Origin of the sequence: Roseovarius sp. (assembly GCF_030373445.1) — a bacterium.
In the GTDB taxonomy this organism is placed as follows: Bacteria; Pseudomonadota; Alphaproteobacteria; order Rhodobacterales; family Rhodobacteraceae; genus Roseovarius.
Window position 1 is genome coordinate 1 of the sequence record NZ_JAUCYU010000018.1, and the last position, 24,178, is coordinate 24,178.

The 24,178-nt window shown below is 66.2% G+C and carries 26 protein-coding genes; 20 read left to right on the plus strand and 6 right to left on the minus strand.

What is annotated here, in order from left to right; genetic code table 11:
* The first annotated feature begins 80 nt into the window (after positions 1-80).
* The gene (locus QUV18_RS23330; RefSeq protein WP_300896572.1) at positions 81-968 is read left to right on the plus strand and encodes an MBL fold metallo-hydrolase; all 888 of its coding nucleotides are present in this window, start codon (positions 81-83) and stop codon (positions 966-968) included.
* Entirely contained in the window at positions 965-1,921 is a 957-nt protein-coding gene (locus QUV18_RS23335) for a fumarylacetoacetate hydrolase family protein (protein WP_300896573.1), read from the plus strand. The genes QUV18_RS23330 and QUV18_RS23335 overlap by 4 nt, the downstream gene beginning before the upstream one ends.
* Before the next feature lie 2 nt (positions 1,922-1,923).
* On the opposite strand, the gene QUV18_RS23340 is transcribed toward QUV18_RS23335, so the two are convergent.
* A complete protein-coding gene (locus tag QUV18_RS23340; protein WP_300896575.1) occupies positions 1,924-2,478 on the minus strand; it encodes a DUF2585 family protein in 555 nt (184 codons plus the stop codon).
* Between the two features lie 55 nt (positions 2,479-2,533).
* On the opposite strand from QUV18_RS23340, the gene QUV18_RS23345 reads away from it, so the two are divergent.
* Complete coding sequence (locus QUV18_RS23345; protein WP_300896576.1) at positions 2,534-3,484, plus strand: MBL fold metallo-hydrolase; 951 nt, start codon at positions 2,534-2,536, stop codon at positions 3,482-3,484.
* Between the two features lie 35 nt (positions 3,485-3,519).
* Here the strand turns inward: QUV18_RS23345 and QUV18_RS23350 are convergent, their stop codons facing one another.
* Positions 3,520-4,068, minus strand: coding sequence for a hypothetical protein (locus tag QUV18_RS23350; protein ID WP_300896577.1), 549 nt, complete (start codon positions 4,066-4,068; stop codon positions 3,520-3,522).
* Positions 4,069-4,196: 128 nt separating this feature from the next.
* Between QUV18_RS23350 and QUV18_RS23355 the strand changes: the two genes are divergently transcribed.
* The 10 genes from QUV18_RS23355 (at position 4,197) to QUV18_RS23400 (ending at position 13,430) form a co-directional block, all read left to right on the plus strand.
* Positions 4,197-5,789, plus strand: coding sequence for an FAD-dependent oxidoreductase (locus tag QUV18_RS23355; protein WP_300896578.1), 1,593 nt, complete (start codon positions 4,197-4,199; stop codon positions 5,787-5,789).
* Positions 5,786-5,977, plus strand: coding sequence for a DUF2783 domain-containing protein (locus QUV18_RS23360; RefSeq protein ID WP_300896579.1), 192 nt, complete (start codon positions 5,786-5,788; stop codon positions 5,975-5,977). The genes QUV18_RS23355 and QUV18_RS23360 overlap by 4 nt, the downstream gene beginning before the upstream one ends.
* A gap of 419 nt (positions 5,978-6,396) precedes the next feature.
* A complete protein-coding gene (locus QUV18_RS23365; protein WP_300896580.1) occupies positions 6,397-7,167 on the plus strand; it encodes an HpcH/HpaI aldolase/citrate lyase family protein in 771 nt (256 codons plus the stop codon).
* Positions 7,160-8,104 carry a glucokinase gene (locus QUV18_RS23370; RefSeq protein ID WP_300896581.1) on the plus strand — a complete coding sequence of 315 codons (945 nt, stop codon included), beginning with the start codon at positions 7,160-7,162 and terminating at the stop codon, positions 8,102-8,104. The genes QUV18_RS23365 and QUV18_RS23370 overlap by 8 nt, the downstream gene beginning before the upstream one ends.
* A 46-nt stretch (positions 8,105-8,150) precedes the next feature.
* Positions 8,151-8,399 carry a hypothetical protein gene (locus QUV18_RS23375; RefSeq protein ID WP_300896582.1) on the plus strand — a complete coding sequence of 83 codons (249 nt, stop codon included), beginning with the start codon at positions 8,151-8,153 and terminating at the stop codon, positions 8,397-8,399.
* Entirely contained in the window at positions 8,396-8,788 is a 393-nt protein-coding gene (locus QUV18_RS23380) for a type II toxin-antitoxin system death-on-curing family toxin (protein ID WP_300896583.1), read from the plus strand. Before QUV18_RS23375 ends, QUV18_RS23380 begins: the two co-directional genes overlap by 4 nt.
* Before the next feature lie 70 nt (positions 8,789-8,858).
* Positions 8,859-10,817 (plus strand): DNA topoisomerase IV subunit B, encoded by a 1,959-nt coding sequence (parE, locus tag QUV18_RS23385; protein WP_300896585.1) that lies wholly within the window; start codon positions 8,859-8,861, stop codon positions 10,815-10,817.
* A 424-nt stretch (positions 10,818-11,241) separates the two neighbouring features.
* Positions 11,242-12,132, plus strand: coding sequence for a hypothetical protein (locus QUV18_RS23390; RefSeq protein ID WP_300896586.1), 891 nt, complete (start codon positions 11,242-11,244; stop codon positions 12,130-12,132).
* Positions 12,133-12,148: 16 nt separating this feature from the next.
* Positions 12,149-12,547, plus strand: a complete 399-nt coding sequence (locus tag QUV18_RS23395; protein WP_300896587.1) for a hypothetical protein — start codon at positions 12,149-12,151, stop codon at positions 12,545-12,547.
* A gap of 208 nt (positions 12,548-12,755) precedes the next feature.
* Positions 12,756-13,430, plus strand: coding sequence for a hypothetical protein (locus QUV18_RS23400; RefSeq protein WP_300896588.1), 675 nt, complete (start codon positions 12,756-12,758; stop codon positions 13,428-13,430).
* 3 nt (positions 13,431-13,433) lie between these two features.
* On the opposite strand, the gene QUV18_RS23405 is transcribed toward QUV18_RS23400, so the two are convergent.
* Positions 13,434-13,838, minus strand: a complete 405-nt coding sequence (locus tag QUV18_RS23405) for a cytochrome c (protein WP_300896589.1) — start codon at positions 13,836-13,838, stop codon at positions 13,434-13,436.
* A gap of 93 nt (positions 13,839-13,931) precedes the next feature.
* Here QUV18_RS23405 and QUV18_RS23410 point away from each other — a divergent pair, with 93 nt between their 5' ends.
* Positions 13,932-14,594, plus strand: a complete 663-nt coding sequence (locus QUV18_RS23410) for a DNA-3-methyladenine glycosylase I (protein WP_300896590.1) — start codon at positions 13,932-13,934, stop codon at positions 14,592-14,594.
* Between the two features lie 106 nt (positions 14,595-14,700).
* Here QUV18_RS23410 and QUV18_RS23415 read toward each other — a convergent pair whose 3' ends face one another.
* Positions 14,701-16,275 (minus strand): lysine--tRNA ligase, encoded by a 1,575-nt coding sequence (locus QUV18_RS23415; protein WP_300896591.1) that lies wholly within the window; start codon positions 16,273-16,275, stop codon positions 14,701-14,703.
* A gap of 123 nt (positions 16,276-16,398) precedes the next feature.
* Between QUV18_RS23415 and QUV18_RS23420 the strand changes: the two genes are divergently transcribed.
* Positions 16,399-16,824, plus strand: coding sequence for a tellurite resistance TerB family protein (locus tag QUV18_RS23420; protein WP_300896592.1), 426 nt, complete (start codon positions 16,399-16,401; stop codon positions 16,822-16,824).
* A gap of 67 nt (positions 16,825-16,891) precedes the next feature.
* Complete coding sequence (locus tag QUV18_RS23425) at positions 16,892-17,128, plus strand: Lrp/AsnC ligand binding domain-containing protein (protein ID WP_057820322.1); 237 nt, start codon at positions 16,892-16,894, stop codon at positions 17,126-17,128.
* 194 nt (positions 17,129-17,322) lie between these two features.
* On the opposite strand, the gene ade is transcribed toward QUV18_RS23425, so the two are convergent.
* A complete protein-coding gene (ade, locus tag QUV18_RS23430; RefSeq protein WP_300896593.1) occupies positions 17,323-19,017 on the minus strand; it encodes an adenine deaminase in 1,695 nt (564 codons plus the stop codon).
* 164 nt (positions 19,018-19,181) lie between these two features.
* Here ade and QUV18_RS23435 point away from each other — a divergent pair, with 164 nt between their 5' ends.
* From QUV18_RS23435 to QUV18_RS23450, 4 genes are read left to right on the plus strand one after another with little or no spacing between them, the layout of a single operon-like run.
* Positions 19,182-20,618 carry a UbiA family prenyltransferase gene (locus QUV18_RS23435; RefSeq protein WP_300896594.1) on the plus strand — a complete coding sequence of 479 codons (1,437 nt, stop codon included), beginning with the start codon at positions 19,182-19,184 and terminating at the stop codon, positions 20,616-20,618.
* A complete protein-coding gene (locus QUV18_RS23440; RefSeq protein ID WP_300896595.1) occupies positions 20,615-21,046 on the plus strand; it encodes a GtrA family protein in 432 nt (143 codons plus the stop codon). Before QUV18_RS23435 ends, QUV18_RS23440 begins: the two co-directional genes overlap by 4 nt.
* Positions 21,043-22,365: an FAD-binding oxidoreductase gene (locus QUV18_RS23445; RefSeq protein WP_300896596.1), complete on the plus strand. Its 1,323-nt coding sequence runs from the start codon at positions 21,043-21,045 to the stop codon at positions 22,363-22,365. Before QUV18_RS23440 ends, QUV18_RS23445 begins: the two co-directional genes overlap by 4 nt.
* A complete protein-coding gene (locus QUV18_RS23450) occupies positions 22,362-23,099 on the plus strand; it encodes an SDR family oxidoreductase (protein WP_300896597.1) in 738 nt (245 codons plus the stop codon). The genes QUV18_RS23445 and QUV18_RS23450 overlap by 4 nt, the downstream gene beginning before the upstream one ends.
* A 3-nt stretch (positions 23,100-23,102) precedes the next feature.
* On the opposite strand, the gene QUV18_RS23455 is transcribed toward QUV18_RS23450, so the two are convergent.
* The gene (locus tag QUV18_RS23455; RefSeq protein ID WP_300896598.1) at positions 23,103-24,164 is read right to left on the minus strand and encodes an SEL1-like repeat protein; all 1,062 of its coding nucleotides are present in this window, start codon (positions 24,162-24,164) and stop codon (positions 23,103-23,105) included.
* Between the last annotated feature and the right edge of the window lie 14 nt (positions 24,165-24,178).

Below are 24,178 nucleotides of genomic sequence, written 5' to 3' on the forward strand. Positions count from 1 at the left end.
CGATTGCTGGGACAGCCTCGAGAAGAAATTCGACGGCACACCGGGCCGCAAATGACGCGCAGTTGAGTATTTCCGGAACAATGAAAGCCCCGGACAGTGCCCCCATGGACAGCGTGACGATCCTCGGCAGCAAGGGCGGCCCGGCGATCCGGCCGGGCTCGGCCATGCCCACGTCGATCCTCGTGCGGATGGACGGGAAAACCGTGCTGGTCGACGCAGGGCTGGGGGCGGCGGCCGGCGTCTGCCGCGCAGGCGTGGCCCTGACCGAGATCGACGCGATCCTGATCACCCACCTGCATTCCGACCACTATCTCGAGCTGGGTCCCCTCCTCCACACCGCCTGGACAGCCGGCCTCAAGCGCGAGGTGCCCATCTACGCCCCCTCCGGCCTGCCCACCTACTGGCAGGGCTTCCGCGCCTCGATGGCCTACGACATCGACACCAGAACCGAAGACGAAGGCCGCCCCGATTTCGATACGCTCTTCCCCATTCACCTGCTCGACGACCACCTCGACCTGGCCCTCGGCAGCCTGCGCATAACCGCGCTCCCCAATCACCACCCGCCCGTCACCGAAAGCTACGCCCTCCGCTTCGACGGCACGTCAAGCAGCGCCGTCCTCTCCGGCGACACCGCTCCCATCCCCGCCATGGTCGACTTCGCCAAAGACGCCGACCTCCTCGTCCACGAGGCCATGCTCACCGACCACGTCACCGCCCTCGTCAACCGCATGGGCTATGCCGACGACCGCCTGCTCAAGCACATCCTGCGCAGCCACACCGCCGCCCATGACGCCGCCCAACTGGCCGAACGCGCGGGCGTCTCACAGCTCGCCCTCAACCACCTCATCCCCTCCGGCGACCCGGACGTCACCGAAGACACATGGCGCGCCGAGGCCGCACCCCACTTCTCCGGCACGCTCCACATCGCCCATGACGGGCTGACCCTCCCCCTGAAAGCCACGCCATGAAGTACGCCACCCTCGAAAACGGCACCCCCGACGGCCAGCTTGCCATCCTTTCCGATGACGGCCAGGCCTGCCGCCTGCCCGAAGGCGCCACGCTGCAATCCCTCCTCGACGGGGCCGAGCCGTCCCCGCAAGGGGCGGAGAGGCCCTTCGACGCAACAACCTGCCTCTCCCCCCTCCCCCGCGCCTACCAGTTCCTCGACGGCTCGGCCTACGTGAACCATGTCGACCTCGTCCGCCGCGCCCGCGGCGCCGAGATGCCCGACCGCTTCTGGCACGACCCGCTCATGTACCAGGGCGGCTCCGACAGTTTCCTCGCCCCCACCGCGCCCATCCCCGGCGACCCGTCATGGGGCATCGATTTCGAGGCAGAGGTCGCCGTCATCACCGGCCCCGTCCCCATGGGCGCCACCCGCGACCAGGCCCGCGCCGCCATCCGCCTTGTCCTGCTCTGCAACGACATCTCGCTTCGCGCCCTCATCCCCGACGAGCTGTCCAAGGGCTTCGGCTTCGTCCAGTCGAAACCCGCCTGCGCCTTCTCACCCCTCGCCATCACCCCCGACGCCCTGCCCGGCTGGGACGGCGACAAGCTGCACGGCACCATGCATGTGGAGCTGAACGGGAAACCCTTCGGCCGCGCCAATGCGGGCGAAGACATGACCTTCGACTTCCCCACCCTCATCGCCCACGCCGCCAAAACCCGCCACCTCGCCGCCGGCACAATCGTCGGCTCCGGCACCGTTTCCAATCGAGACCCCGACGGCGGCCCCGGCAAACCGGTCAGCGCCGGCGGCCGCGGCTATTCCTGCATCGCCGAACAGCGCATGGTCGAAACCTTGCAGGAAGGCGCACCCAAAACCCCCTTCCTGCAACCCGGCGACCGCGTCAGGATCTGGATGGAAGACGAGGCCGGAAACGCCCTCTTCGGCACCATCGACCAGACGGTCGCCTCATGACCTCAGCCGCCCTGCCATTCCTTCACCGCCTCCAGCGGCCACAGCAGCATCAGGATGTTGAGCGCCAGCCCGTCGCGGATCACGATCGCGGTCAGCACCTCGAACCCGATCACCACGAGCACACTCACCCACACCGGCACGAAACGCGCCAGCGCAAACCCCACCCACATCGCCACGATGTCGGACACCGAGTTCAACACGCTGTCGCCCACGTAATCCGCCGACACCGTCGTATCGCGATAGCGCTGGATCATCGCATCGGTGTTCTCAACGATCTCCCACGCGCATTCCACCACCGTCGCGATCACCAGCCGCCAGCCAATCGCCATCCTTGGCACCACCAGCCACAGCGCGGCATAGAACAGCAACCCGTGCAACAGATGGCTCGGCGCGTACCAGTCCAGAACCTGCTGGTTCGCCTCCTCCGTGCCGACCGTGCCCCACAGGTCCACATAGCCACAGGGGCACACCCCCGCCCGGCCCATCGCCAACAGGGCAACACCCGTCGCAACGGTGATCAGGAACGTCAGAACATAGGGCAACCGGCTCTGCATCATGGGAAAAACCCAAGCACAGCCCCCCGCCCCTGTCCATCTCAGAAAGGAGCCCCCCATGTCCAAGGCCTTCGCCTCTCAAGGTGACCTCACCGAGAAAACCATCAGCTTCACCGAGGTCGGCAACGGCCTCTGGGCCTTCACCGCCGAGGGCGACCCCAACTCCGGCGTCATCATCGGCGACGACAGCGTCATGATCATCGAGGCCCAGGCCACGCCCCGGCTCGCGGGCAAGGTCATCGAGAAGGTCCGCGAGGTCACCGACAAGCCGATCACCCACCTTGTCATGACCCATTACCACGCCGTCCGCGTCCTCGGGGCCTCGGCCTACGGCGCGCCGCAGATCATCATGGGCGACACGGCCCGCGCCATGGTCGCCGAACGCGGGCAGGAAGACTGGGACAGCGAATTCCAACGCTTCCCCCGCCTCTTCGAAGGGCATGAATCGATCCCCGGCCTCACCTGGCCCACCACCACCTTCTCCGACAGCATGACCGTCTATCTCGGCAACCGCCGGGTCGACCTCATGCATCTCGGCCGCGCCCATACCGCGGGCGATATCGTCATCCACGTGCCGGACGAAAACGTCATGTTCACCGGCGATATCGTCGAATACCACTCCGCCTGCTACTGCGGCGACGGGCATTTCTCCGACTGGGGCGACACGCTTGACGAGATCAAGTGGTTCGACGTCGACGCCATCGCGCCGGGCCGGGGCGACGCGCTGATGGGCCGCGAAATGGTCAACGCCGCCATCGAGAACACCCGCGATTTCGTGGAAAGCACCTACCGCCCGGCCGCCCGCGTCGCCGCCCGGGGCGGCACGCTGAAAGAAGCCTGGGACGCGGTGCGCGCCGCCTGCGACCCGAAGTTCTCCGACTACGCGATCTACGAGCACTGCCTGCCCTTCAACGTCGCCCGCGCCTACGACGAGGCCCGCGGCATCGACACCCCCCGCATCTGGACGGCCGAACGCGACGTTGAAATGTGGGAACAGTTGCAGGGCTGAGGATGCACAGGCACGTCAGCCCCGCCATGCCGGCATTACAGCGTCAGCCGCGCCTCCGGCTTGCACACCTCCTGCTTGAGCGCCACGGCGCCGGGCAGGTTGGCGGGCTTCGGCATGTGCCACGCCGCGGGGCGGATCACCTCGGCCTTGGGCCGGTCCTCGACCTCCGCCGCAGGCGCATCGTCCGCGGCCTCGTCGACGGGCCCGAGAAGGTAGACCGCGGCCAGCGTCGCGAAGACACCCAGCGTCGTCAGCGTCAGCAGGATCAGGCCCGCCAGCGGATTGATCAGGAAGGACACCGCGAAGACGACCAGCAGGAAGCCACCTGCCACGCCCGCGCCGCGGTAAAACGGATCGGCGCGGCGCAGAACCGCCCCCATCGCCGCCATCAGCAGCCCGGCCCCGGCCAAACCCGTCATTGCAAGGTTGACGGGGGCAAGGTTGATCGGCCGCAGGCTCTCGCCCACCACGGGCACCACGGCGACCGCAAGGCCGCCCAGAACGCCGACTCCCGCCAGCCCGACAAGGCCAAGCCCGGCGGCGCGGTTCTGTTTCTCGTTTTCACTCACATCGGCGGCAGACACGTTTGCACTCCCCAGGTCTATCTTTTCTGGATCACCAACACCGCTGGCGCCCGCCCTGTTCCGAAAATTCCGCTCCACCCCATCACCCGTTGCCCCCGCGCCACACAATGCGCCTGTGAGGCCCGCCCATGACTCGCCTTTTCGACACTCCGCTCTACCCCTACGCGCGACACCCCGATCAGGATGCCGCGACACCCGTCCGCCACCCGGTCATCGTCATTGGCGCGGGCCCCGTCGGCCTCGCCGCCGCGCTCGATCTCGGCCAGCAGGGCGTGCCCGTCCTGGTGCTCGACGAGAATGACAAGGTCTCCCACGGCTCCCGCGCCATCTGCTTCTCCAAGCGCACGCTCGAGATCGCCGACCGCCTCGGTTGCGGCGACCCGCTGACAGATCGCGGCGTGCGCTGGAACCTCGGCAAGGTCTTCTTCGGCGACCGCAAGGTCTACGAGTTCAACCTCCTCCCCGAGGACGGCCACCGCCGCCCCGCCTTCGTCAACCTCCAGCAATACCACCTCGAGAACGACATGGTCGCCCGCCTCCGCACCCTGCAGGAGGGCCGCGCCCCCGTCGACCTTCGCGGCAACAGCCGCGTCACCGCCATTGCCGCCCGTCCCGATCACGTCGCCCTCACCGTCGACACGCCCGAGGGCCCCTACGGCCTCGAAGCGGAGTACGTCATCGCCTGCGACGGCGCCGGCTCCCCCACCCGCGACAGGCTCGGCCTCGGCTTCACCGGCCGCGTTTTCGAGGACAACTTCCTCATCGCCGACGTCACCATGCAGGCCGATTTCCCCACCGAGCGCTGGTTCTGGTTCGACCCGCCCTTCAACCCCGGCCAGTCGGCGCTCCTCCACAAACAGCCCGACGGCGTATGGCGCATCGACCTGCAGCTCGGCTGGGACATCGACCGCGAGAAGGAGAAAGAGCCCGAGCGCGTCCGCGCCCGCGTCCGCCAGATGCTGGGCGACGACGTGGCGTTCGACCTCGAATGGGTCTCGATCTACACCTTCCAGTGCCGCCGCATGGAACGCTTTCGCCACGGCCGCGTCCTCTTCGCCGGCGACGCCGCGCACCAGGTCTCGCCCTTCGGTGCCCGCGGCGCCAATTCCGGCCTGCAGGACACCGACAACCTCTGCTGGAAGCTCCGCCTCGTGCTGGCGGGCGAGGCGCCCGACACTCTTCTCGACAGTTACGACACCGAGCGTGTCGAGGCGGCCGACGAGAACATCTTCAACTCCTCCCGCTCCACCGATTTCATCACGCCCAAGTCGAAAACCAGCCGCCTCTTCCGCGACGCCGTGCTCGACCTCTCCGAACACCACGCCTTCGCCCGCCCGCTGGTGAATTCCGGCCGCCTCTCCGTGCCCTGCACCCATGCGGGATCGCCGCTCAGCACCCCCGACGCCCTGCCCGGCGGCCCGGCCCGGACCCGCCCCGGCGCCCCCTGCCCCGACGCGCCGCTCGGCAATGGCTACCTGCTCGACCATTTGCGAAACGGCTTCACCCTCCTTGCCCTCGGCCGCGAGGCGCCCGCCATCCCCGGCACCACCCCCCTCTCGCTGACCGAGATCACCGAGGCCCTGCGCAGCCGCTACCTCGGGACGGCGCCCAGCGCCCTCTACCTCCTCCGCCCCGACCAGCACGTCGCCGCCCGCTGGGCCGACGCCACGCCGGCAGAGATCGAAACCGCCCTCACCCGCGCCAAGGGAGGCCACGCATGACCCTCACCCTCACCCCCAATATCGACGCCCCCGACGACCTCTACGCCGACCTCCTCGCCGCCCACGAGGGGCTGACGGACGACGAAAGCGCCGCCCTCAACGCCCGCCTCATCCTGATCCTCACCAACCACATCGGCGACCGCGACACCTTCCGCGAAGCCCTCGAGGCCGCCGCCCCGAAACCCTGACCCCCCACTTTCATCTTTCCAGAAATACTCGATCACCACGGCCGCCTCCCTCGCCTCGGCCGCGGCCACCCTCCGCATTTTCATTGTTCCAAAAATACTCAAACCCTCCCGCCACAACCCACCGGCCCCCGCCCTCAAGCCAACCGAACCTCTCCACCGCGACACCGAATTCTTCAAATGAATTCGACCCGATATCTTTTCAAGATATCGCCACCCCCGCACCCCTCCCGCAAAAACACCGACGCGATACCGACCTCCGTTCCCCTCGGAAAACCAGGGTCGCAACCCCCCGTAGGGTGGGTGCCAACCCACCTTCCCGAGCCACCTTCCCATCTCCCCTTCCCACCACTTCCTGTAGACCCCCGCACCCCATCCCGCGTAGGGTGCGCCAAGACCAGAACGAGGAAAGGCCAAACGCCATGTCAGCCCCGGAAAACACCTTCAAGACCGCCCTCAATCGGGGCGACCAGCTCTATGGCTGCTGGGCCGGCTTCGCCGATCCCTACCCGACCGAGGTGCTCGCCACCGCCGGGTTCGACTGGCTCGTCCTCGACGCCGAGCACGCCCCCAACGACCTGCGCACCATCATGGCCCAGCTCCAGGTGCTCGAGGGCAAGCCCTGCCAGCCCGTGGTCCGCCTTCCGATGGGAGAACCCTGGCTCATCAAGCAGGTACTCGACGCCGGCGCCCAGACCCTTCTGATTCCCATGGTCGACAGCGCCGCCCAGGCCCGCGACCTCGTCCGCGCCATGCGCTACCCGCCGCAAGGCATCCGCGGCTCCGGCGCCGCGCTGGCCCGCGCCTCGCAATTCTCGTCGGTGCCGAACTACATCACCACCGCCAACGACCAGATGTGCCTGCTGGTGCAGATCGAAAGCCGCGCCGCGGTCGAGGCGCTCGACGATATCCTCGCGGTCGAGGGTGTCGACGGCATCTTCATCGGCCCTTCCGACCTCGCCAACGACATGGGCCATCTCGGTGACAGCAACGCGCCAGAGGTCCGCGACACGATCAAGGATGTCCTCGCCCGCGCCGCTGCCTCCGACACGGCCGCCTGCATCCTCGCCACCGACCACGACACCGCGCTCACCTACCGCGACTGGGGGGCCCAGGTCATGGCGGTGGGCATCGACGTGCTGATGCTGGCCCAGACCGCCCGCGCGGTCGCGCAGAAATGGCGCAATGGCTAGGCGGCACCTGCTGGCCGATCTCGGCGGCACCAACACCCGGTTGGCGCTGGCCGAAGACGGCCGGCTCCTTCCGGAGACCCTCCGCCGCTACCGCAACGACGAGTTCGCCAGCTTCGAGAGCGTGGTCGCCGCCTTCCTCGCCGAGCGCTCCCCCGGCCCGGTCGAGGCCCTATGCGCCGGCGTCGCCGGCCCCGTGCTGGGCGAGACGGCACAGCTCACCAATCACCACTGGCACGTCGACGCCGCCCGCCTCCGCGACGTCACCGGCGCCGACGCGATCCACCTGATGAACGATCTTCAGGCCCAGGGCTTCGGGCTCGACGACCTGCCCGCCGACACGATCCAGATCATCTTCCCGGGCCGCCCCGCCGCGCAAGGTGCTCCCCGTCTCGTCCTCAACCTCGGCACCGGCTGCAACGTCGCGGTGATCCATACCCGCCCCGACGGCCTCTTCGTCCCGCCCGCCGAATCCGGCCATTCCGCCCTGCCCCACGCCACCGGCCGCCTCGGCGCGCTCTTCGACCACCTGCGCGGCGTGCAATTCCACATGCCCATGGAAACCGCCATCTCCGGGCCGGGCCTCACCAACATCCATGCCTTCCTCACCGGCGCCGACCTCTCCCCCACCGCCATCGCCACCGCCGCGGCGCAGGGCGACCCCGCCGCGCTCGACACGCTCGCCCTCTTCGCCGAAGCCCTCGGCCTCATCGCCGGCAATTTCGCCCTGCATCACCTGCCCGCCGGCGGCCTCCACCTCACCGGCAGCCTCGCCCCCGTCATCGCCCCGCACCTGCCCGCCTCGGCCTTCCACGCCCGCTTCACCTCCCGCGGGCCCTATACCGACATCGTCCGCGCCATCCCCGTGCTGCTCGTCACCTGCGACACCCTCCCGCTCTTGGGCTGCGCGCGATATCTCGAGCAGGTCTTGAATGAATAGGCACTCCAGTATACATTCAACTACACATCAAAACGGACACCCAGCCATGAAACGCCTGCACACCAACCAGATCTGCACCATGACCGAACTGCGCGAACCGCAGAAGGTCTTCGACCACGCAGGCGGCAAGCCCGTGGCGATCATGAAGAATTCCAAATGCATCGGCTACCTCGTTCCCGAGGAAGCCACCCTTCAGGACGCTCCCCGTTATGCCACGATGGACGAGGTGATGGCCGCCTTCGAGGAGACGAAAGATCAGGCCCAACCGGTCCTCGACTACCTCAAGGATAAATGAGCTTCCGCCTCCTCACCCCCGCGCAAGTCGAAACCCTCCATGACCTGATCCTGAACCCCGGCGAGCCGCCGGGCCGGGCGCAGGACAAGTCCCTCGACGGGGCGCTCGCCCGCGTCGACAACCGCCTTGTCTACGGGATGATCGAGGACGTCTTCGACCTTGCGGCGGCCTATGCCGCGGCGATCTCGCAGGGCCATTGCTTCAACGACGGCAACAAGCGCACTGCCTACCGGTCGATGCTCATCTGCCTCAAGCTGAACGGCGTGACGATCACCCACGAGACCGAAGAAATCGGCCAACAGATCATCAGCCTTGCCCAGGGCCTGATCGAGGAAGACGCCATGGCCCAATGGCTCCGCACAAAGTCTGGTGAATCCGGCCCCGCCTGACCACAACCTCTTCCCCCGTCCCGCCCGCTCTGTCATACTATCTTCAACAAACAAACCAAAGAGCAGCAGCATGGCCGACGACCTTCTCACCGCCACGGAGTCCTCCGACTACAACGCCGCCTCCATCGAGGTGCTCGAGGGGCTCGAGCCCGTCCGCAAGCGCCCCGGCATGTATATCGGCGGCACCGACGACCGGGCGCTGCACCACCTCGTGGCCGAGATTCTCGACAACTCGATGGACGAGGCCGTCGCCGGCCACGCCTCCCGCATCGAGGTCACGCTGCACGAAGACCATTCCGTCACCACCACCGACAACGGCCGCGGCATGCCGGTCGACGAGCACCCGAAATTCCCCGGCAAATCCGCGCTCGAGGTGATCCTCTGCACGCTGCACGCCGGCGGCAAGTTCTCGGGCAAGGCTTACCAGACCTCCGGCGGCCTCCACGGCGTCGGCGCTTCCGTGGTCAACGCCCTCTCCGACCTGATGATCGTCCAGGTCGCCCGCAACAAGGTGCTCTACGAACAGCGCTTCTCGCGCGGCAAGCCCCAGGGCAAGCTGGAACAGATAGGCCAGGCCCCCAACCGCCGCGGCACCACCGTCACCTTCCACGCGGACGAGGAGATCTTCGGCTCCCACCGCTTCAAGCCGCACCGCCTCTTCCACTCCATCCGCTCCAAGGCCTATCTCTTCTCGGGCGTCGAAATCCGCTGGAAATCCGCCATCCCCGATGGCGACACCCCGATGGAGGCCACCTTCCACTTCCCCGGCGGCCTGTCGGACTTCCTCCGCGAAACCCTTGGCACCGCCTCCACCTATGCCGAACGCCCCTTCGCCGGCACCGTCGACTTCCAGGAACGCTTCGGCACCCCCGGCAAGGTCGAATGGGCCATCAACTGGACCCCCTCGCGCGACGGCTTCCTGCAATCCTACTGCAACACCGTCCCCACGCCCGAGGGCGGCACCCATGTCGCCGGCTTCTGGGCCGCGATCCTCAAGGGCATCAAGGGCTATGGCGAGCTGGTGAACAACAAGAAGGCCGCCAACATCACCCGCGAAGACCTGATGACAGGCGGCTGCGCCCTCGTCTCCTGCTTCATCCGCGAACCCGAATTCGTCGGCCAGACCAAGGACCGCCTCGCCACCACCGAGGCCCAGCGCCTCGTGGAAAACGCCGTCCGCGACCATTTCGACAACTGGCTGGCCAGTGACACCAAATCCGCCGGCGCCATCCTCGATTTCCTCGTCCTCCGGGCCGAGGAACGCCTCCGCCGCCGGCAGGAGAAGGAGACCCAGCGCAAGTCGGCCACCAAGAAGCTCCGCCTGCCCGGCAAGCTGGTCGACTGCACCTCCAACGCCCGCGAAGGCACCGAGCTTTTCATCGTCGAGGGCGACTCGGCCGGCGGCTCCGCCAAGATGGCCCGTTTCCGCCAGACCCAGGCGCTCCTCCCCCTGCGCGGCAAGATCCTCAACGTCCTCGGCGCAGCCAGCTCGAAACTGGGCTCAAACGCCGAGATCAACGATCTGACCCAGGCGCTCGGCGTGGGCCTCGGCTCCCGCTTCCGCATCGACGACCTGCGCTACGACAAGATCATCATCATGACGGATGCGGATGTCGACGGCGCCCACATCGCCTCGCTGCTGATGACCTTCTTCTTCACCCAGATGCGGCCGCTCATCGACAACGGCCACCTCTACCTCGCCTGCCCGCCGCTCTACCGGCTGACCCAGGGCGCCAAACGCGTCTACTGCCTCGACCAGGCCGAGCGCGACGAATGGCTCGCCAAGGGCCTCGGCGGCAAGGGCAAGATCGACGTCTCCCGCTTCAAGGGCCTCGGCGAAATGGACGCCAAGGACCTGAAAGAAACCACGATGGACCCCGCCACCCGCAAACTCATCCGCGTCACCATCGACGAGGACGAACCGGGCGAAACCGGGGATCTGGTGGAGCGGCTGATGGGCAAGAAGCCGGAACTGCGGTTCCAGTACATCCAGGAAAATGCGCGTTTCGTGGAGGAACTCGACGTCTGAGCCCGTACCGGGGCCGCGCCACAACCATCCCCCGTAGGCCGGGCTTCAGCCCGGCATCCCTCGCAACCAAACGCACCCGGCCGTAACCCACGCTGCCCTCTCCCCACCCCGCGCGGAATCAAGCCGCGCCAAGGGCGCGGCGCCGCGCGATCGCCCGCTGCCCGGCAGGCGATTGCCTGCAATCGCCGAGAGGGAGACCGCCCCCGGGCTGGCGATTGATCACCGCAGGCACTCAGCTCGAATGTCCTCCTGACGCCGCACCATAAACTGCCCCCAACACCCGTCGGCTCGCCACCCCGCGGTCTGGCCATCGCGCGGGAGTGCATGTGGTTGCTAAAGGGCCAACTTCTTTGCCATTATTCCAGAAGCTATTGCAAGTTGGCCACGTGTAACAATTGTGTCTTTCACAAAATGGAGCAAGGGAATGAACTCAAGGCTACCAATTCAATTTCGCTCCAAAGAAGAACAACTTAAAGCGAAGACACAAGAAACTAGCGATCTTCCAGAATTTGACCCAACGGAGTTCGTTTTTGAGGTGCCGACTTACGATCAAAGAAAAATTCACAATACAGAATTCATGGGGATGTTCCGTGCTGGGCATACCAGAATTGACGGATTTTGCACGGAATGCAATGGAATGTCTGTGTTTCACTCGGCGACAAATCGCACATCGGAAAACCCCGAAGAATACAATGGTATTTCTCAAATTTGGTTTTCTTGTCAACGCGATGACACGCATCGGCTGTGCTTAGTAGTAATGGTTGATTGTGTGGGATATTGTGCACCTTTGCCTGGTAGGCGGACAAAAATTGCCGTTGCGGGACAAATACAAAAGATTGGCCAATTCCCTTCACACGCGGATATCGCCAACGGCGTCCTCAAGCAATTTACCAAGGTACTCGACCCACAAGATCGCCGGGAATTCATTCGCGCCAATGGCTTGGCATCGCATGGCGTTAACATCGGAGCATTCGTCTATTTGAGACGTGTGTTCGAAAGGCTTTTGGCGCGCGCTCGAAAACGAGCAGGAGAAGCAATAGATGGCGAGGCGTTTAAACAGGGCAGAGTAGGTGAGAAAATCGACATGTTGTCCGATTATCTCCCACCTTTCATGTTGAAGCACAAAAAGGTCTATGGGTTACTTAGCCTGGGGATACATGAACTGAACGAAGAAACGTGTGGTACCTTGTATGAGATACTTAAGCAAAGCTGCCTCCTGATGTTAGAACAGGAAAAAGAGCTTGCGGAGAAAGAAGCCCTAGAAAAAGAACTTGCGAAGGCTATCTCCCAAATATCCACGATGGAGGAGAAATAAGTCGATCTGTAAATCCATGCCCCTCCTCAAACCCCTCCTCCTCCTCGCCGCCCTCGCCCTCACCGCCTGCACCCCCCTGCAGAACTGCACCTACAGCGCCACGCGCGATTTCCGCGCCCTCGAGCACAACATCCGCGAAACCGAGGAAGCCCTCGCCCGCGGCTACCGCACCGAGCGGCGTACTGTCCCCCGCACCATCTTCACCACCTGCTACCGCCGCGATCCGGCCACGCAGAAGCCCATCGCCTTCCCCTGCCGCGACACCGTCTTCCGGACGGAAACCATCCGCATCCCCATCAACCGCGCCCGCGAGGCCCGCAAGCTGGCCGAATACCGCGCCGCGCTCCCCGCCGCACAGGCCCGGGCCAGCGCCGGCGTCCGCCAATGCCAGGCCACCTATCCCGAGGATGCCTGACCCGCGCCCCGTTGCGCCCCGCACGGCCCGTTAACCCCACCTCCGCCGGTGAAAAACACCGACAAAATACCGACGTTATACCGACGCGATACCGACATGGCGTTTCGCCCTGGAATCAGCCCGTTAACCCCGATTCGCCCCTTCGCAACGCACCACGGCTGAATCTTCCCTCTACCCGCCCCGTTAAACCCTTGCTAACGTCCCGGACATGCGCTGGTTCATCCTCCTCTCCTGCCTGCTTCTCCTCTCCTGCGGCCGCCCCCTGACGCCCGCGGAAAAGAGCTTTGCCAAGCAGATGCACGGCGACACGATCAACGTCTCCCGCATCCGCCTCAACAACGGCGCCCTGATCGGAGAGACCACCTATCTCCGCCAGGCCCGCCCCCGCCTCGCCTGCCGCGAACGCATCCTGCCCGAGCCCACGACCCGCACGGTCACCGTCTCCCCCGCGGCTTTCGTGTTCAATAACAACATCTTCTTCGCCCGCGACTGGTACCAGCGCGACTACCTGCCCGAGTATCCCGAGAAGATCGACCTCGTCAGCGCCATGCTCTTCGCCCATGAAATCGTGCATGTCTGGCAATGGCAGAACCGGGCGAAAACCGGCTATTCGCCGCTCCGCTCCGCCGCCGAGCATTCCCGCTCCGACGACCCCTACCTGTTCGACATCACCACGAACGCGAACTTCCTCGATTACGGCTACGAACAGCAGGCCTCGATCGTCGAGGAATACATCTGCTGCGCCACGCTCGACCCCGACGCGCCACGCACCAAGCGCATCGCCAACATGCTCCGCGGCGCCTTCCCGATGAGCCGCCTGCACATCCCCGAAAAGGTGCTGATTCCCTGGAAAGACGCGGAAATCGAGGGGATCTGCCGCTAGGCCCTAGCCCTCGGCCTGGATGCTCTCGAGATACACCATCAGCGCCGCCAGCGGCCGCGGCGTCGGCGTCAGAACCCCGTCGCCCGTGTCCACCGGCACCGTCTCGCCCTCCAGAAGAAGGCCGAATTCCGGCATCTCCTGCCCCGGCTGCCCGGCGCGCTCATACCCGTCGATCACGCTCAGCACGTGCGCCACGGGGAACTCCCCGCCCCGCTCCAGCCGCGTCAGGTCCGCCGGCCGCGGGTCGTAGGAGCTGGCCCACGGCCCGTCTCCCTTGCCCGACACACCGTGGCACTGCACGCAGTTCTCCATGTAGATCGCCTGCCCTTCCGACGGCTGCGGCATCGACGGCGCGGCACAGGCCACGGCCACGCCCCCCAACAGCCCAAGGATAATCCAACGTGTCATGCCTGCCTCCTCGCTCCGGTTCCTGCCGGGTATTGTCAGTTGCTCCTGTTCTAGTCCGGCGGCAAACTCCACGTCAACGAGGGGAGAAAGCCCATGCGCAGCTTCGACCAGATTTTCGACATCGCCGCCGAGCGGAAAGGCGGCCCCGACGCGCTCGAAGCACAGCTCTCCAAGCCGAAATCCCCCGCCGACCTCGCCGCCATCCCCGACGACCGCTGGCTCGCCCAGATGTCGAAATCCATCTTCCAGGCGGGCTTCAACTGGAAGGTCATCGAGACCAAGTGGGAGGGCTTCGAAACCGCCTTCGACGGGTTCGACGTGGGCCGCTGCGCCTTCATGGACGACGATAAATTCGACGCGCTCGTCGCCGACAAAAGCATCGTCCGCAACCCCATCAAGATCGCCACGGTCCGCGACAATGCCGCCTTCCTGCTGGAACTGCGCGACGAGGGCGGGGCGGGCCAGGTGCTGGGCGGCTGGCCCTCGGAAGACTACGCGGCACTGCTCGACATGCTGAAGAAACGCGGCGCCCATCTCGGCGGCAATGCCGGCCAGTACGCCATGCGCTTCATGGGCCGCGACAGCTATATCATGTCCCGCGACGTGGTCGCCCGCCTTGTCGCCGAAGGCGTGATCGACAAGCAGCCCACCTCGAAAACCGCGATGAAATCGGTGCAATCCGCCTTCAACACCTGGATGGACCAATCCGGCCGTTCCCTCACCGAGATCAGCCGCGTGCTCGCCATGTCGGTCTGATTGGGGGCCAGCCCCAAGACCCAGGCGCACCCCCGCCCTTCATCTTGCCAGAAATATTCCCGCCGGAGGCATCCGACAGCACGGCCGGACGCCTCCGCCGAAGGTATCAGGCCAGCTTTCCCGCCAGCGCGTCGTCGATCAGTTTCACGGTTTCATCCACGCCGTAAAGTGCGATGAACCCGCCGAAGCGCGGGCCTTGGCTTGCCCCAAGAAGCACCTCGTAGAGCGCCTTGAACCAGTCGCGCAGCGGGTCGAACCGGTCGCGCCCCACGGCATAGACCACCGATTGCAGCGCCTCGTCCTCGACCGGCCCGTCATAGGCGGCCAGCTGGTCGCGCAGCTCGGTGAGCGCCTCGCGCTCGGCCTCCGTCGGCGCGCGGTAGGTCTTCGCCGGCGCCACGAAATCCTCGTAATACTTTACCGCGAACCCGGCCGCCGCATCGAGGTCCGGGTGCGTCTCGGGGCTGGCATCGGGCGCGTAACGGCGAATGAAACCCCAGAGCTGGTCCTTGTCATTCGCATGCGCGACCGAGGCGAGGTTCAGCAGCATCGCGAACGGCACCACCATCCGGCTTTCCGGCACGTCGCCGTTGTGGATGTGGTAGACGGGGTTCGCCACCTGCTGCGCCGCGTCCTGCCCGGGATAGGCCCGAAGCTGCTGGTGATACTCGTCCACCGCCCGCGGGATCACGTCGAAATAAAGCCGCTTCGCCGTCTTCGGCTTCTGGTACATGAAATACGACAGGCTCTCGGTCGAGGCATAGCTCAGCCATTCGTCGATCGAGATGCCGTTGCCCGACGACTTGGAGATCTTCTGCCCGTTATCGTCGAGGAACAGCTCGTAGGTGAAATGCTCCGGCGCCTTCCAGCCAAGGATCTGACAGATCCGGTCATAGATCGGCGTGTTGGTCGAATGGTCCTTGCCATACATCTCGAAATCGACCCCCAGCGCCGCCCAGCGCGCGCCGAAATCCGGCTTCCACTGCAGCTTCACGTTGCCGCCGGTCACCGGCAGGGTCCACTCCTTGCCATCCTCGTCGTCGAAGGTGATCGTGCCGTCCTTGGCGTTCACCTCCTTCATGGGCACGTAAAGCACGCGGCCGGTCTCGGGATGCAGCGGCAGGAAGATCGAATAGGTCTGCTGCCGCTCCTCGCGCAGGCTCTTCAGCATCACCTTCATCACGTCGTCATACCGCTCGGCGGCGCGCAAGAGCACCTCGTCGAACTGGCCGGTATTGTAGAACTCGGTGGCCGAGATGAATTCGTACTCGAACCCGAACGTATCGAGGAACCGGCGCAGCATGGCGTTGTTGTGATCGCCGAAACTGTCATGCGTCCCGAACGGGTCGGGCACCGAGGTGAGCGGCTTCTGAAGGTGCTCCTTCAGCATCTCCTGGTTCGGCACGTTGCCCGGCACCTTGCGCATCCCGTCAAGGTCGTCGGAGAAACAGATCAGCCGGGTCGGAATGTCCGAGATCAGCTCGAACGCCCGCCGGATCATCGTCGTGCGCAGCACCTCGCCGAACGTGCCGATATGCGGCAGCCCGCTCGGGCCATAGCCCGTCTCGAACAGCACGTACCCCTTCTCGGGCGGCGCCTTCTCGTACCGTTTGAGAACGCGGCGCGCTTCTTCAAAAGGCCAGGCTTTCGATGAGAGGGCGGCGTCGCGCAACTCTGACATTGGGGTATCTCCGGTTCATAAGCGTCGCGTATGCCTATACGCGAACGTCGCTCGGCTTCCTATTGCCGCCGGGCGGGACAGTCAATATTCTGCGCTGCAACAAGACCCCGGAAAGGACAACCCGTGTCAGAGCAAATCCCCCATCCCCTCACCCCGCAGGATTGTCTGGTCGCGGTGATGATCGCGGTCTCGGCCTCCGACGAGTCGATCCGCACGGCCGAGCTTCTGACGATCGAAAGCCTCGTCAACAACCTGCCGATCTTCGCCACCTACGATCTCGACCGGATGAAGGTCATGTCGCAGATGGTGTTCGAACTGTTCTCCGAGGAGGACGGGCTCGACGCGCTGTTCGGGCTGATCCGCGAGAACCTGCCCGAGCGGCTGTTCGAGACTGCCTATGCGCTCTCCTGCGACGTGGCCGCCGCCGACGGGGCGCTAACGGAGAGCGAACTGCGCCTGCTCGAGGAAATCCGCTTCGAGCTCGATCTCGACCGCCTGCACGCCGCCGCCATCGAGCGCGGGGCGCGCGCCCGGCACATGACGATCTGAGTCTGCCGGGTTTCCTTACCGGCATTTCGCGTTTAACTGTGACAGACAGGCAACCGGAGGTGATCCCATGCGCTGCGTCTTCGTGAACATCCGCTGCAAGCCGGGCACGTCCTACCGCGTGGCCGAGGAAATCGCCCTGCGCGAGATCCATTCCGAGCTCTATTCGACTTCCGGCCCCTTCGACCTGCTGCTCAAGCTCTACGTTCCGGAACCAGAGGACGTGGGTCATTACATCAACGAGCACCTGCTCGACATCGAAGGCATCGAACGGACCGAGACGACCCTGACCTTCAAGGCGTTCTGAAGCCGCCCGGTTGGTGGGTTCGCACCCACCCTACGGGGGACCGGCGCGATTGTGACCTCACGCCCCGGACCTGACCCGGGGCCTCTGGTGGTACAGGACGGGTGAGTGCCGCCGGCGTTGCGTAGGGTGGGTGCCAACCCACCACACCGGCCCGCCGCATTAACCCGCTCGACACCCTTTGCCCCGATACCCGCCTACGCGATGATCTCGAACTTCGTCACGTCGACCATCCCCCGGTCGGTGATCTTCAACGCCGGAATCACCGGCAGCGCCAGGAACGCAAGCTGCAGGAAAGGTTCCGTTAACTCCACGCCCAGCCCCTTCGCCGCATCGCGCAGCTCGACCAGCCGGTCGCGAACCACCTCGAACGGCTCGAGGCTCATCAGCCCCGCCACCGGCAGCGCCAGCTCCGCCAGCACCTCGCCGCCCCGCGTCACCACGAACCCGCCTTCCAGCTCGCTCAACCGGTTCGCAGCCAGCGCCATGTCCTCGTAATCCTGCCCCACGCAGACGATGTTGTGGTGGTCGTGACAGACGGTCGAGGCAATCGCCCCCGCCGTCATCCCGAACCCCCGCACAAAGCCGGTGGCGATGTTGCCGTTCTTCCTGTGCCGCTCCACCACGGCAATCCGCGCCAGGTCGCGCGCCACGTCCGGCCGCTTGTCGCCATCGGCGATGGCAATCTCCTCGCGCAAATGCTCGGTGATGATCTTCCCTTCAAGGATCCCGATCACATCCGTCTCTTCCCGGTTGCCCGTCGCGCGGAAATCCTCGGCCTTCACCTTCGGCGCATTGACCGAGCCACGCCCCACCGGCGCAATCTCCTCCCTTGCCACGAAGGCCGCGTCATCCGCCACCACGCCCCCGCACAGCACCAGCCTCGCATCGCAGGCCTCGAGCGAGCCCACTGCCACGATATCCGCCCGATACCCCGGCGCCACCAGCCCCCGGTCCTTCAGCCCGAACGCCTCCGCCCCGGAAAGCGACGCCGCCCGGTAGGCCGCCAGCGGCGAACAGCCCAGCCGGATCAGCTCGCGGATCATGTAATCGAGATGCCCGTGCTCGGCGATGTCGAGCGGGTTCCGGTCATCGGTGCACAGGCACATGTAAGGCGCCGTCACGTCGCTCAGCACCGGCTGCAACGCCTCCAGATCCTTGCTGACCGACCCTTCCCGGATCAGCACCCGCATCCCCTTGCGCAGCTTCTCCAGCGCCTCTCCCGCACTGGTCGCCTCGTGCTCCGTCCGGATGCCGGCGGCGCAATAGGCGTTCAGGTCCTTGCCCGACAACAACGGGCAATGCCCGTCCACATGCCCGCCCTCGAAGAGGCGCAGCTTGGCCATCGCCCCCGGATCACGATGAATGACCCCGGGATAATTCATGAACTCCGCCAGCCCGATCCCCGAGGCATGCCCCCGCAGCGGCGCCAGATCTTCCGCCTCGATCCGCGCGCCGGCGGTCTCCATATCCGTCGACGGCACGCAGGACGACAACTGAACCCGGATATCCATCACCGTCCGCTCGCTCGCCTCCTGGAAATACCGGATCCCCTCCACCCCGATCACGTTGGCAATCTCGTGCGGGTCGCAGATCGCCGTGGTCACCCCCCGCGGCGCGACACAGCGGTCGAACTCGAACGGCGTCACCAGCGAGCTTTCGATATGCAGGTGCGTGTCGATGAACCCCGGCACCAGCACCAGCCCGCTGACATCGACCACCTCGCGCCCCTCGTAATCCTCGCCGACCCCGACGATCCGGTCACCGCAGATCGCCACGTCCCCCGTCACGCGCGCCCCGGTCACGAGGTCGAACACCTCGCCCCCGCGCAGAACCTTGTCCGCCGGTTCGTCCCCGCGCCCCTGCGCGATGCGTGTCTCCAGATCGGCCATGTCCACTGCTCCTTCTTGGTCCCGCGATGTTGCCTGTTTCGTCCCGCCCCGCCAATGCCGCATTTTTCCAACGGTCAACCCCTTTGAGCCCTCTCGCGCCTTCCTTGGCAAGAACCCGCGTGCTAAGGTCCGGTAAAACAAGACGATGCGGGCAGACAATCGGGATGACAGCCAAAGACAGGCGGGACGAGATGCCGGTCCTCGTGGTGGACCTCGACGGAACCCTGATCCGGTCCGACTCGCTCTATGAAACCTTCTGGGCGGGCATGGCCGAGGACTGGGGTACCGCCCTGGCCGCCCTCCGCGCCCTGACCAGCGGGCGCGCGGCGCTGAAGAAATCCATGGCCGGCCGCACCGTGCTCGAGCCCGAGCACCTGCCCTACAACACCGTCGTGCTCGACTACATCCGCGACTGGCGCGCCAATGGCGGGCGCGCGGTTCTGGTCACCGCCGCCGATGGCAGCATCGCCAGCGCGATCTCCGATCACCTCGGCCTGTTTGACGAGGCGCATGGCTCGGATGGCCAGCACAACCTCAAGGGCGCGGCCAAGGCCCGCTTCCTCGAAGAGCGCTACGGCGCCGGCGGCTTTGCCTATATCGGCGACAGCGCGGCCGACCTGCCGGTGTGGGATGCCTCGGCCAAGTCGGTCTCGGTCGATGCCTCGCCCGCCCTGCAACGACAGGTCGCGGCACAGGGCGGCGACAGCGAACACCTGCAAAGCGGCACGAAATCCGGCTACCTCGCCGCGCTGCGCCCGCACCAGTGGCTCAAGAACGTGCTGGTCTTCGTACCCCTCGTCGCGGCGCAGTCCTTCACCGGGCTGCACATCCTCAACACCATCCTCGCCTTCGTGGCCTTCAGCCTCGTCAGTTCCAGCGGCTATCTCCTCAACGACCTGATGGACCTGCGCGCCGACCGCGCCCACCCGCGCAAATGCAAGCGCCCGCTGGCCGCGGGCCGGGTGCCCATCGCCCACGGCACGGCGATGATGCCGCTGCTGCTGCTGGCCGGGCTGCTGACGGCGTTCATCGCCGGGCCGAACCTGCTGGGCGTGATCTTCGGGTATTTCGTGCTGACCACGGTTTACTCCACCTGGCTCAAGCAGCGCGCCGTGGCCGATATCGGCACGCTCGCAGGGCTCTACACCCTGCGCATCATCGCCGGCGGCGTGGCCACCGGCCTCGGCCTCTCGGTCTGGCTGCTCGCCTTCTCTATGTTCTTCTTCTTCGCGCTGGCGGCGGTCAAGCGGCTGGCCGAGCTGGTCGACCTCGAGAAACGCGGCATCCGCACCGCCAAGCGCCGCGGCTACCACGTCGAGGACGCGCCGCTCATCTCGCAGATGACCACGGCCTCGGGCTACATCTCGGTGCTGGTCCTCGCGCTCTACGTGAATACGAACGCGGTGCAGCAGCTTTACACCGCGCCCTGGCTGCTCTGGGGCATCTGCCTCGTGCTGATGTACTGGATCAGCCGCGTCGTGCTGGTCACGCATCGCGGCAAGATGGATGACGACCCGATCGTCTATGCCCTGCGCGACCGCACCAGCCTGTTCTGCATCCTTTTGGTCGGGGTCTTCGCCGGCGGAGCCTCGGTGCTGTGAGCCGCGGCACACTCATCCTGCGCTATGCCGGTTTCGCGGTGATCGCGGTGCTGGTCAACCTCGCGACCCAGCGGCTGGTGCTCGCCATCGGCTGGCCCGGCCCGGGCATCGGGCTGGCCGCCGCCATCGCGGCAGGCACGGCCACCGGGCTCGTGGTCAAGTACCTGCTCGACAAGCGCTGGATCTTCTACGACACCCAAGGCGGGCTCGCCAATCACGGCCGGAAATTCGCGCTCTACACCACCATGGGGCTGATCACCACGGCGGTCTTCTGGGGCACGGAAACCCTGTTCTGGCTGCTCTGGAAAACCCACGCCATGCGCGAGGCGGGCGCCGTCATCGGCCTCGCCATCGGCTATATCACCAAGTACCAGCTCGACCGCCGCTTCGTCTTCGCGCCCGGCGCCCGTGCGGAGGCGGCGGAATGAAGCTCTCGGGCTGGGGCCGCTACCCCGTGGCCGATTGCACGGTGACCGCCCCCCGCACGCCCGAAGCGCTGTCCGAGGCACGCAAGAGCGGCCCGCTCATTGCCCGCGGCAATGGCCGCGCCTATGGCGACAGCGCCATGAACGAGGACAGCACCGTCTCGATGCGCCATTTCAACCGGTTCATCGCCTTCGATCACACCACCGGCCAGCTCACCGCCGAGGCGGGCGTCCTGCTGGGCGACGTGATCGACGCATTCCTGCCGCGCGGCTGGTTCCCGGCGGTCACACCCGGCACCAAGTTCGTCACGCTGGGCGGCATGGCAGCGGCGGATGTGCACGGCAAGAACCACCATCTCGACGGCGGCTTCGGCAACACCATCGACTGGCTGGACATCATGGGCCCCGACGGCACCGTCACCCGCTGCTCGCGCGAGGAAAACGCCGAGCTCTTCGACTGGACGATCGGTGGCATGGGCCTGACCGGCGTGATCCTCCGGATGGCGATCCGCCTGCGCCGCGTCGAAACCGGCTGGATCCTCCAGCACGCGCACCCCGCCCCAAACCTCGCCGCCGCGATGGAAGCGTTCGAAGCGGCCCCTGACGCCCCCTATTCCGTCGCCTGGATCGACTGCCTCAGCACGGGCGAGCATCTCGGCCGCTTCATCGTCATGCTGGGCGAGCATGCCCCCCTCGACCGCCTGCCCAACCGCTTCCGCCAGGTCCCCTTCGGCCCTCCGCCCGGCCGCAACCGCACCGTGCCCTTCAACCTCCCCGGCTTCGCCCTCAACCGCTGGACGGTGCGCGCCTTCAACGCCGCCTATTACCGCATGGGCCTCCGCAACGCCGGCACAAGCTACGTGCCGTGGGACACCTACTTCTACCCGCTCGACGGCATCCTCGGATGGAACCGCATCTATGGCCGCCGCGGCTTTCTCCAGTTCCAGTGCGTCCTGCCCGACGACACCGCCCGCGCCGGGCTCAAAGCCCTGCTCACAACCATCGCCGAGACAGGCCAGGGCTCCTTCCTCGCCGTCCTCAAGAAGATGGGCCCCGAGGGCGGCCGCTTCTCCTTTCCCATGCCCGGCTACACGCTGGCGCTCGACTTCCCCGTTTCCGACAAGGTGCTTGAACTCATGGAACAACTCGACCGGATCACCCTCGATCACGGCGGCCGCTTCTACCTCGCCAAGGATGCGCGCCTCACCGCCCACATGCTCCACGCCACCGACCCCCGCGCCGGCGCCTTCGCCGCAATGCGCCGCGAGACCGGCGCCGATACCGGCTTCGCCTCGATGCAATCCGAAAGGCTGGGGCTATGAGCGCCGGCCCGGTCCTGATCCTCGGCGCCCGCTCCGACATCGGCATGGCCATCGCCCGCGCCTACGCCGCCGACGGCCACGCCATCCAGCTCGCCGCCCGCAACGCCGACACGCTCGAGCCAGAGCGCAACGACATCGCGCTCCGCCACGGCACCGACGTCACCCTGCACGAGCTCGACGCGCTCGACTATGACAGCCACGATGCCTTCCTTGACAGCCTCCCCGCCCTGCCCGACATCGCGGTCTGCACCGTGGGCTACATGGGCGAACAGTCGGAGAACGAGGCCGACATGCAAGCCGCCCGCCTCGTCATGCGCTCCAACTTCGAGGGCCCCACCAATCTCCTCGCCCTCCTCGCCAACCGGTTCGAGACCCGCGGCAGCGGCACGCTCATCGGCATCAGCTCCGTCGCCGGCGACCGCGGCCGGGCCACCAACTACGTCTACGGCTCCGCCAAGGCGGGCTTCACGGCGTTCCTCTCGGGCCTGCGCAACCGGCTGGCAAAGAAGGGCGTCCACGTCATGACCGTCAAGCCCGGCTTTGTCGCCACCAAGATGACCGACGGCATGGACCTCCCCGAGAAGCTGACCGCCGACCCCGACAAGCTCGCCTGTTCCGTCCTGCGCGCCGCGAAAAGGCGGCGCAACATCATCTACGTCAAACCGGTCTGGTGGCTGGTGATGCTGATCATCCGCAACATCCCCGAGGCGATCTTCAAGAAGCTCAGTATCTGACGGCTACTGCTGCGCCAGCTGCGCTGCGGCACCCAGCGTGCCCCGCCCGATCATCGCATCGAGCGCCCCGGTATACAGCCCGCGCTCCTGCAGGATCGTCTGGAAGTTCAGCGCCGTCTCCCGGTCCCAGCGCGGCGTGTACCCGTTCACCGTGCCGCGCAGCTCGTCCACCCGCAGGTCGCCCGTCTCCAGCGCCGCGATATACAGCTCCGCCGCCCGCACCGGATCGTAGTCCACCCCGTCGCCCTGTTCGTACATGAAGCCCAGCTCGTTCATCGCCTGCGCATCGCCCTTCTCGGCGGCGCTCTGCACCCATTTCAGCCGCACTTCCGGGTCGTCGAACACGCCGTCGCCCTCGTAGAACGCCTTCAGCGCCGCCTCGGCCTCTGCACTGCCCTGCGCGGCGGCCTTCTCGTACAACTCCGCCGCCTTGATCGGGTCGGGCAGGTCAAGCTTCCGCGCCAGCCGGCCCGGAACGCTGCGCGGGTTCATGTAAAGCTCGGCCAGCCGGAACTGCGAGAAGTGATAGCCCGCATCGGCCGAGTCCGTCAGCAATTCGAGCATCCGGTCGAAATCCTGCCGCACGCCCCGGCCAAGCTGGTACATGATCGCCAGCGTCGACATCGCCGGTATATCGCCGCCATCGACGGCCTTCTGGTACTCGGCCACCGCGCGCTTGTGATCCTCCCGCACCGGGCCGATCCCGAAATTGTAATAGTCGCCCAGCTTGGTATGCGCGGCCGCGACACCTGCCTCGCCTGCCATCCCGAACACCTCGAGCGCCCGCTCGTGCACGCCCTCGCGCTGCATGATCACGGCAAGGTGGAACATCGCATCGGCATCCGGCTCGGCCCCGATCACGGCGGCCTCGCAATGCGGGCGGGCGGTGCCCAGCGTGCTGAAATACGTGTTCAGCGCCTCGCGGCTGACCGGCGCGCCGGCATCCGGTGTCCCGGCAATTTCGGCACAGGCCTCCGCCGCGGATTGCGCGAAACCGCCGTCCGGAACCGTCGCCGCCCCCAGCATCGCCGTCGCTGCCGCAATCCCCAGTGTCACACGCCGCATGTCAAATCCCTTTT

Excerpts from the sequence above, each read along its gene's own strand:
- QUV18_RS23330 (WP_300896572.1), top strand. The coding sequence starts at position 81 with ATGAAAGCCCCGGACAGTGCCCCCATGGACAGCGTGACGATCCTCGGC.
- QUV18_RS23335 (WP_300896573.1), top strand. The coding sequence starts at position 965 with ATGAAGTACGCCACCCTCGAAAACGGCACCCCCGACGGCCAGCTTGCC.
- QUV18_RS23340 (WP_300896575.1), bottom strand. The coding sequence starts at position 2,478 with ATGATGCAGAGCCGGTTGCCCTATGTTCTGACGTTCCTGATCACCGTT.
- QUV18_RS23345 (WP_300896576.1), top strand. The coding sequence starts at position 2,534 with ATGTCCAAGGCCTTCGCCTCTCAAGGTGACCTCACCGAGAAAACCATC.
- QUV18_RS23355 (WP_300896578.1), top strand. The coding sequence starts at position 4,197 with ATGACTCGCCTTTTCGACACTCCGCTCTACCCCTACGCGCGACACCCC.
- QUV18_RS23360 (WP_300896579.1), top strand. The coding sequence starts at position 5,786 with ATGACCCTCACCCTCACCCCCAATATCGACGCCCCCGACGACCTCTAC.
- QUV18_RS23365 (WP_300896580.1), top strand. The coding sequence starts at position 6,397 with ATGTCAGCCCCGGAAAACACCTTCAAGACCGCCCTCAATCGGGGCGAC.
- QUV18_RS23370 (WP_300896581.1), top strand. The coding sequence starts at position 7,160 with ATGGCTAGGCGGCACCTGCTGGCCGATCTCGGCGGCACCAACACCCGG.
- QUV18_RS23375 (WP_300896582.1), top strand. The coding sequence starts at position 8,151 with ATGAAACGCCTGCACACCAACCAGATCTGCACCATGACCGAACTGCGC.
- QUV18_RS23380 (WP_300896583.1), top strand. The coding sequence starts at position 8,396 with ATGAGCTTCCGCCTCCTCACCCCCGCGCAAGTCGAAACCCTCCATGAC.
- parE (WP_300896585.1), top strand. The coding sequence starts at position 8,859 with ATGGCCGACGACCTTCTCACCGCCACGGAGTCCTCCGACTACAACGCC.
- QUV18_RS23390 (WP_300896586.1), top strand. The coding sequence starts at position 11,242 with ATGAACTCAAGGCTACCAATTCAATTTCGCTCCAAAGAAGAACAACTT.
- QUV18_RS23395 (WP_300896587.1), top strand. The coding sequence starts at position 12,149 with ATGCCCCTCCTCAAACCCCTCCTCCTCCTCGCCGCCCTCGCCCTCACC.
- QUV18_RS23400 (WP_300896588.1), top strand. The coding sequence starts at position 12,756 with ATGCGCTGGTTCATCCTCCTCTCCTGCCTGCTTCTCCTCTCCTGCGGC.
- QUV18_RS23405 (WP_300896589.1), bottom strand. The coding sequence starts at position 13,838 with ATGACACGTTGGATTATCCTTGGGCTGTTGGGGGGCGTGGCCGTGGCC.
- QUV18_RS23410 (WP_300896590.1), top strand. The coding sequence starts at position 13,932 with ATGCGCAGCTTCGACCAGATTTTCGACATCGCCGCCGAGCGGAAAGGC.
- QUV18_RS23415 (WP_300896591.1), bottom strand. The coding sequence starts at position 16,275 with ATGTCAGAGTTGCGCGACGCCGCCCTCTCATCGAAAGCCTGGCCTTTT.
- QUV18_RS23425 (WP_057820322.1), top strand. The coding sequence starts at position 16,892 with ATGCGCTGCGTCTTCGTGAACATCCGCTGCAAGCCGGGCACGTCCTAC.
- ade (WP_300896593.1), bottom strand. The coding sequence starts at position 19,017 with ATGGCCGATCTGGAGACACGCATCGCGCAGGGGCGCGGGGACGAACCG.
- QUV18_RS23435 (WP_300896594.1), top strand. The coding sequence starts at position 19,182 with ATGACAGCCAAAGACAGGCGGGACGAGATGCCGGTCCTCGTGGTGGAC.
- QUV18_RS23445 (WP_300896596.1), top strand. The coding sequence starts at position 21,043 with ATGAAGCTCTCGGGCTGGGGCCGCTACCCCGTGGCCGATTGCACGGTG.
- QUV18_RS23450 (WP_300896597.1), top strand. The coding sequence starts at position 22,362 with ATGAGCGCCGGCCCGGTCCTGATCCTCGGCGCCCGCTCCGACATCGGC.
- QUV18_RS23455 (WP_300896598.1), bottom strand. The coding sequence starts at position 24,164 with ATGCGGCGTGTGACACTGGGGATTGCGGCAGCGACGGCGATGCTGGGG.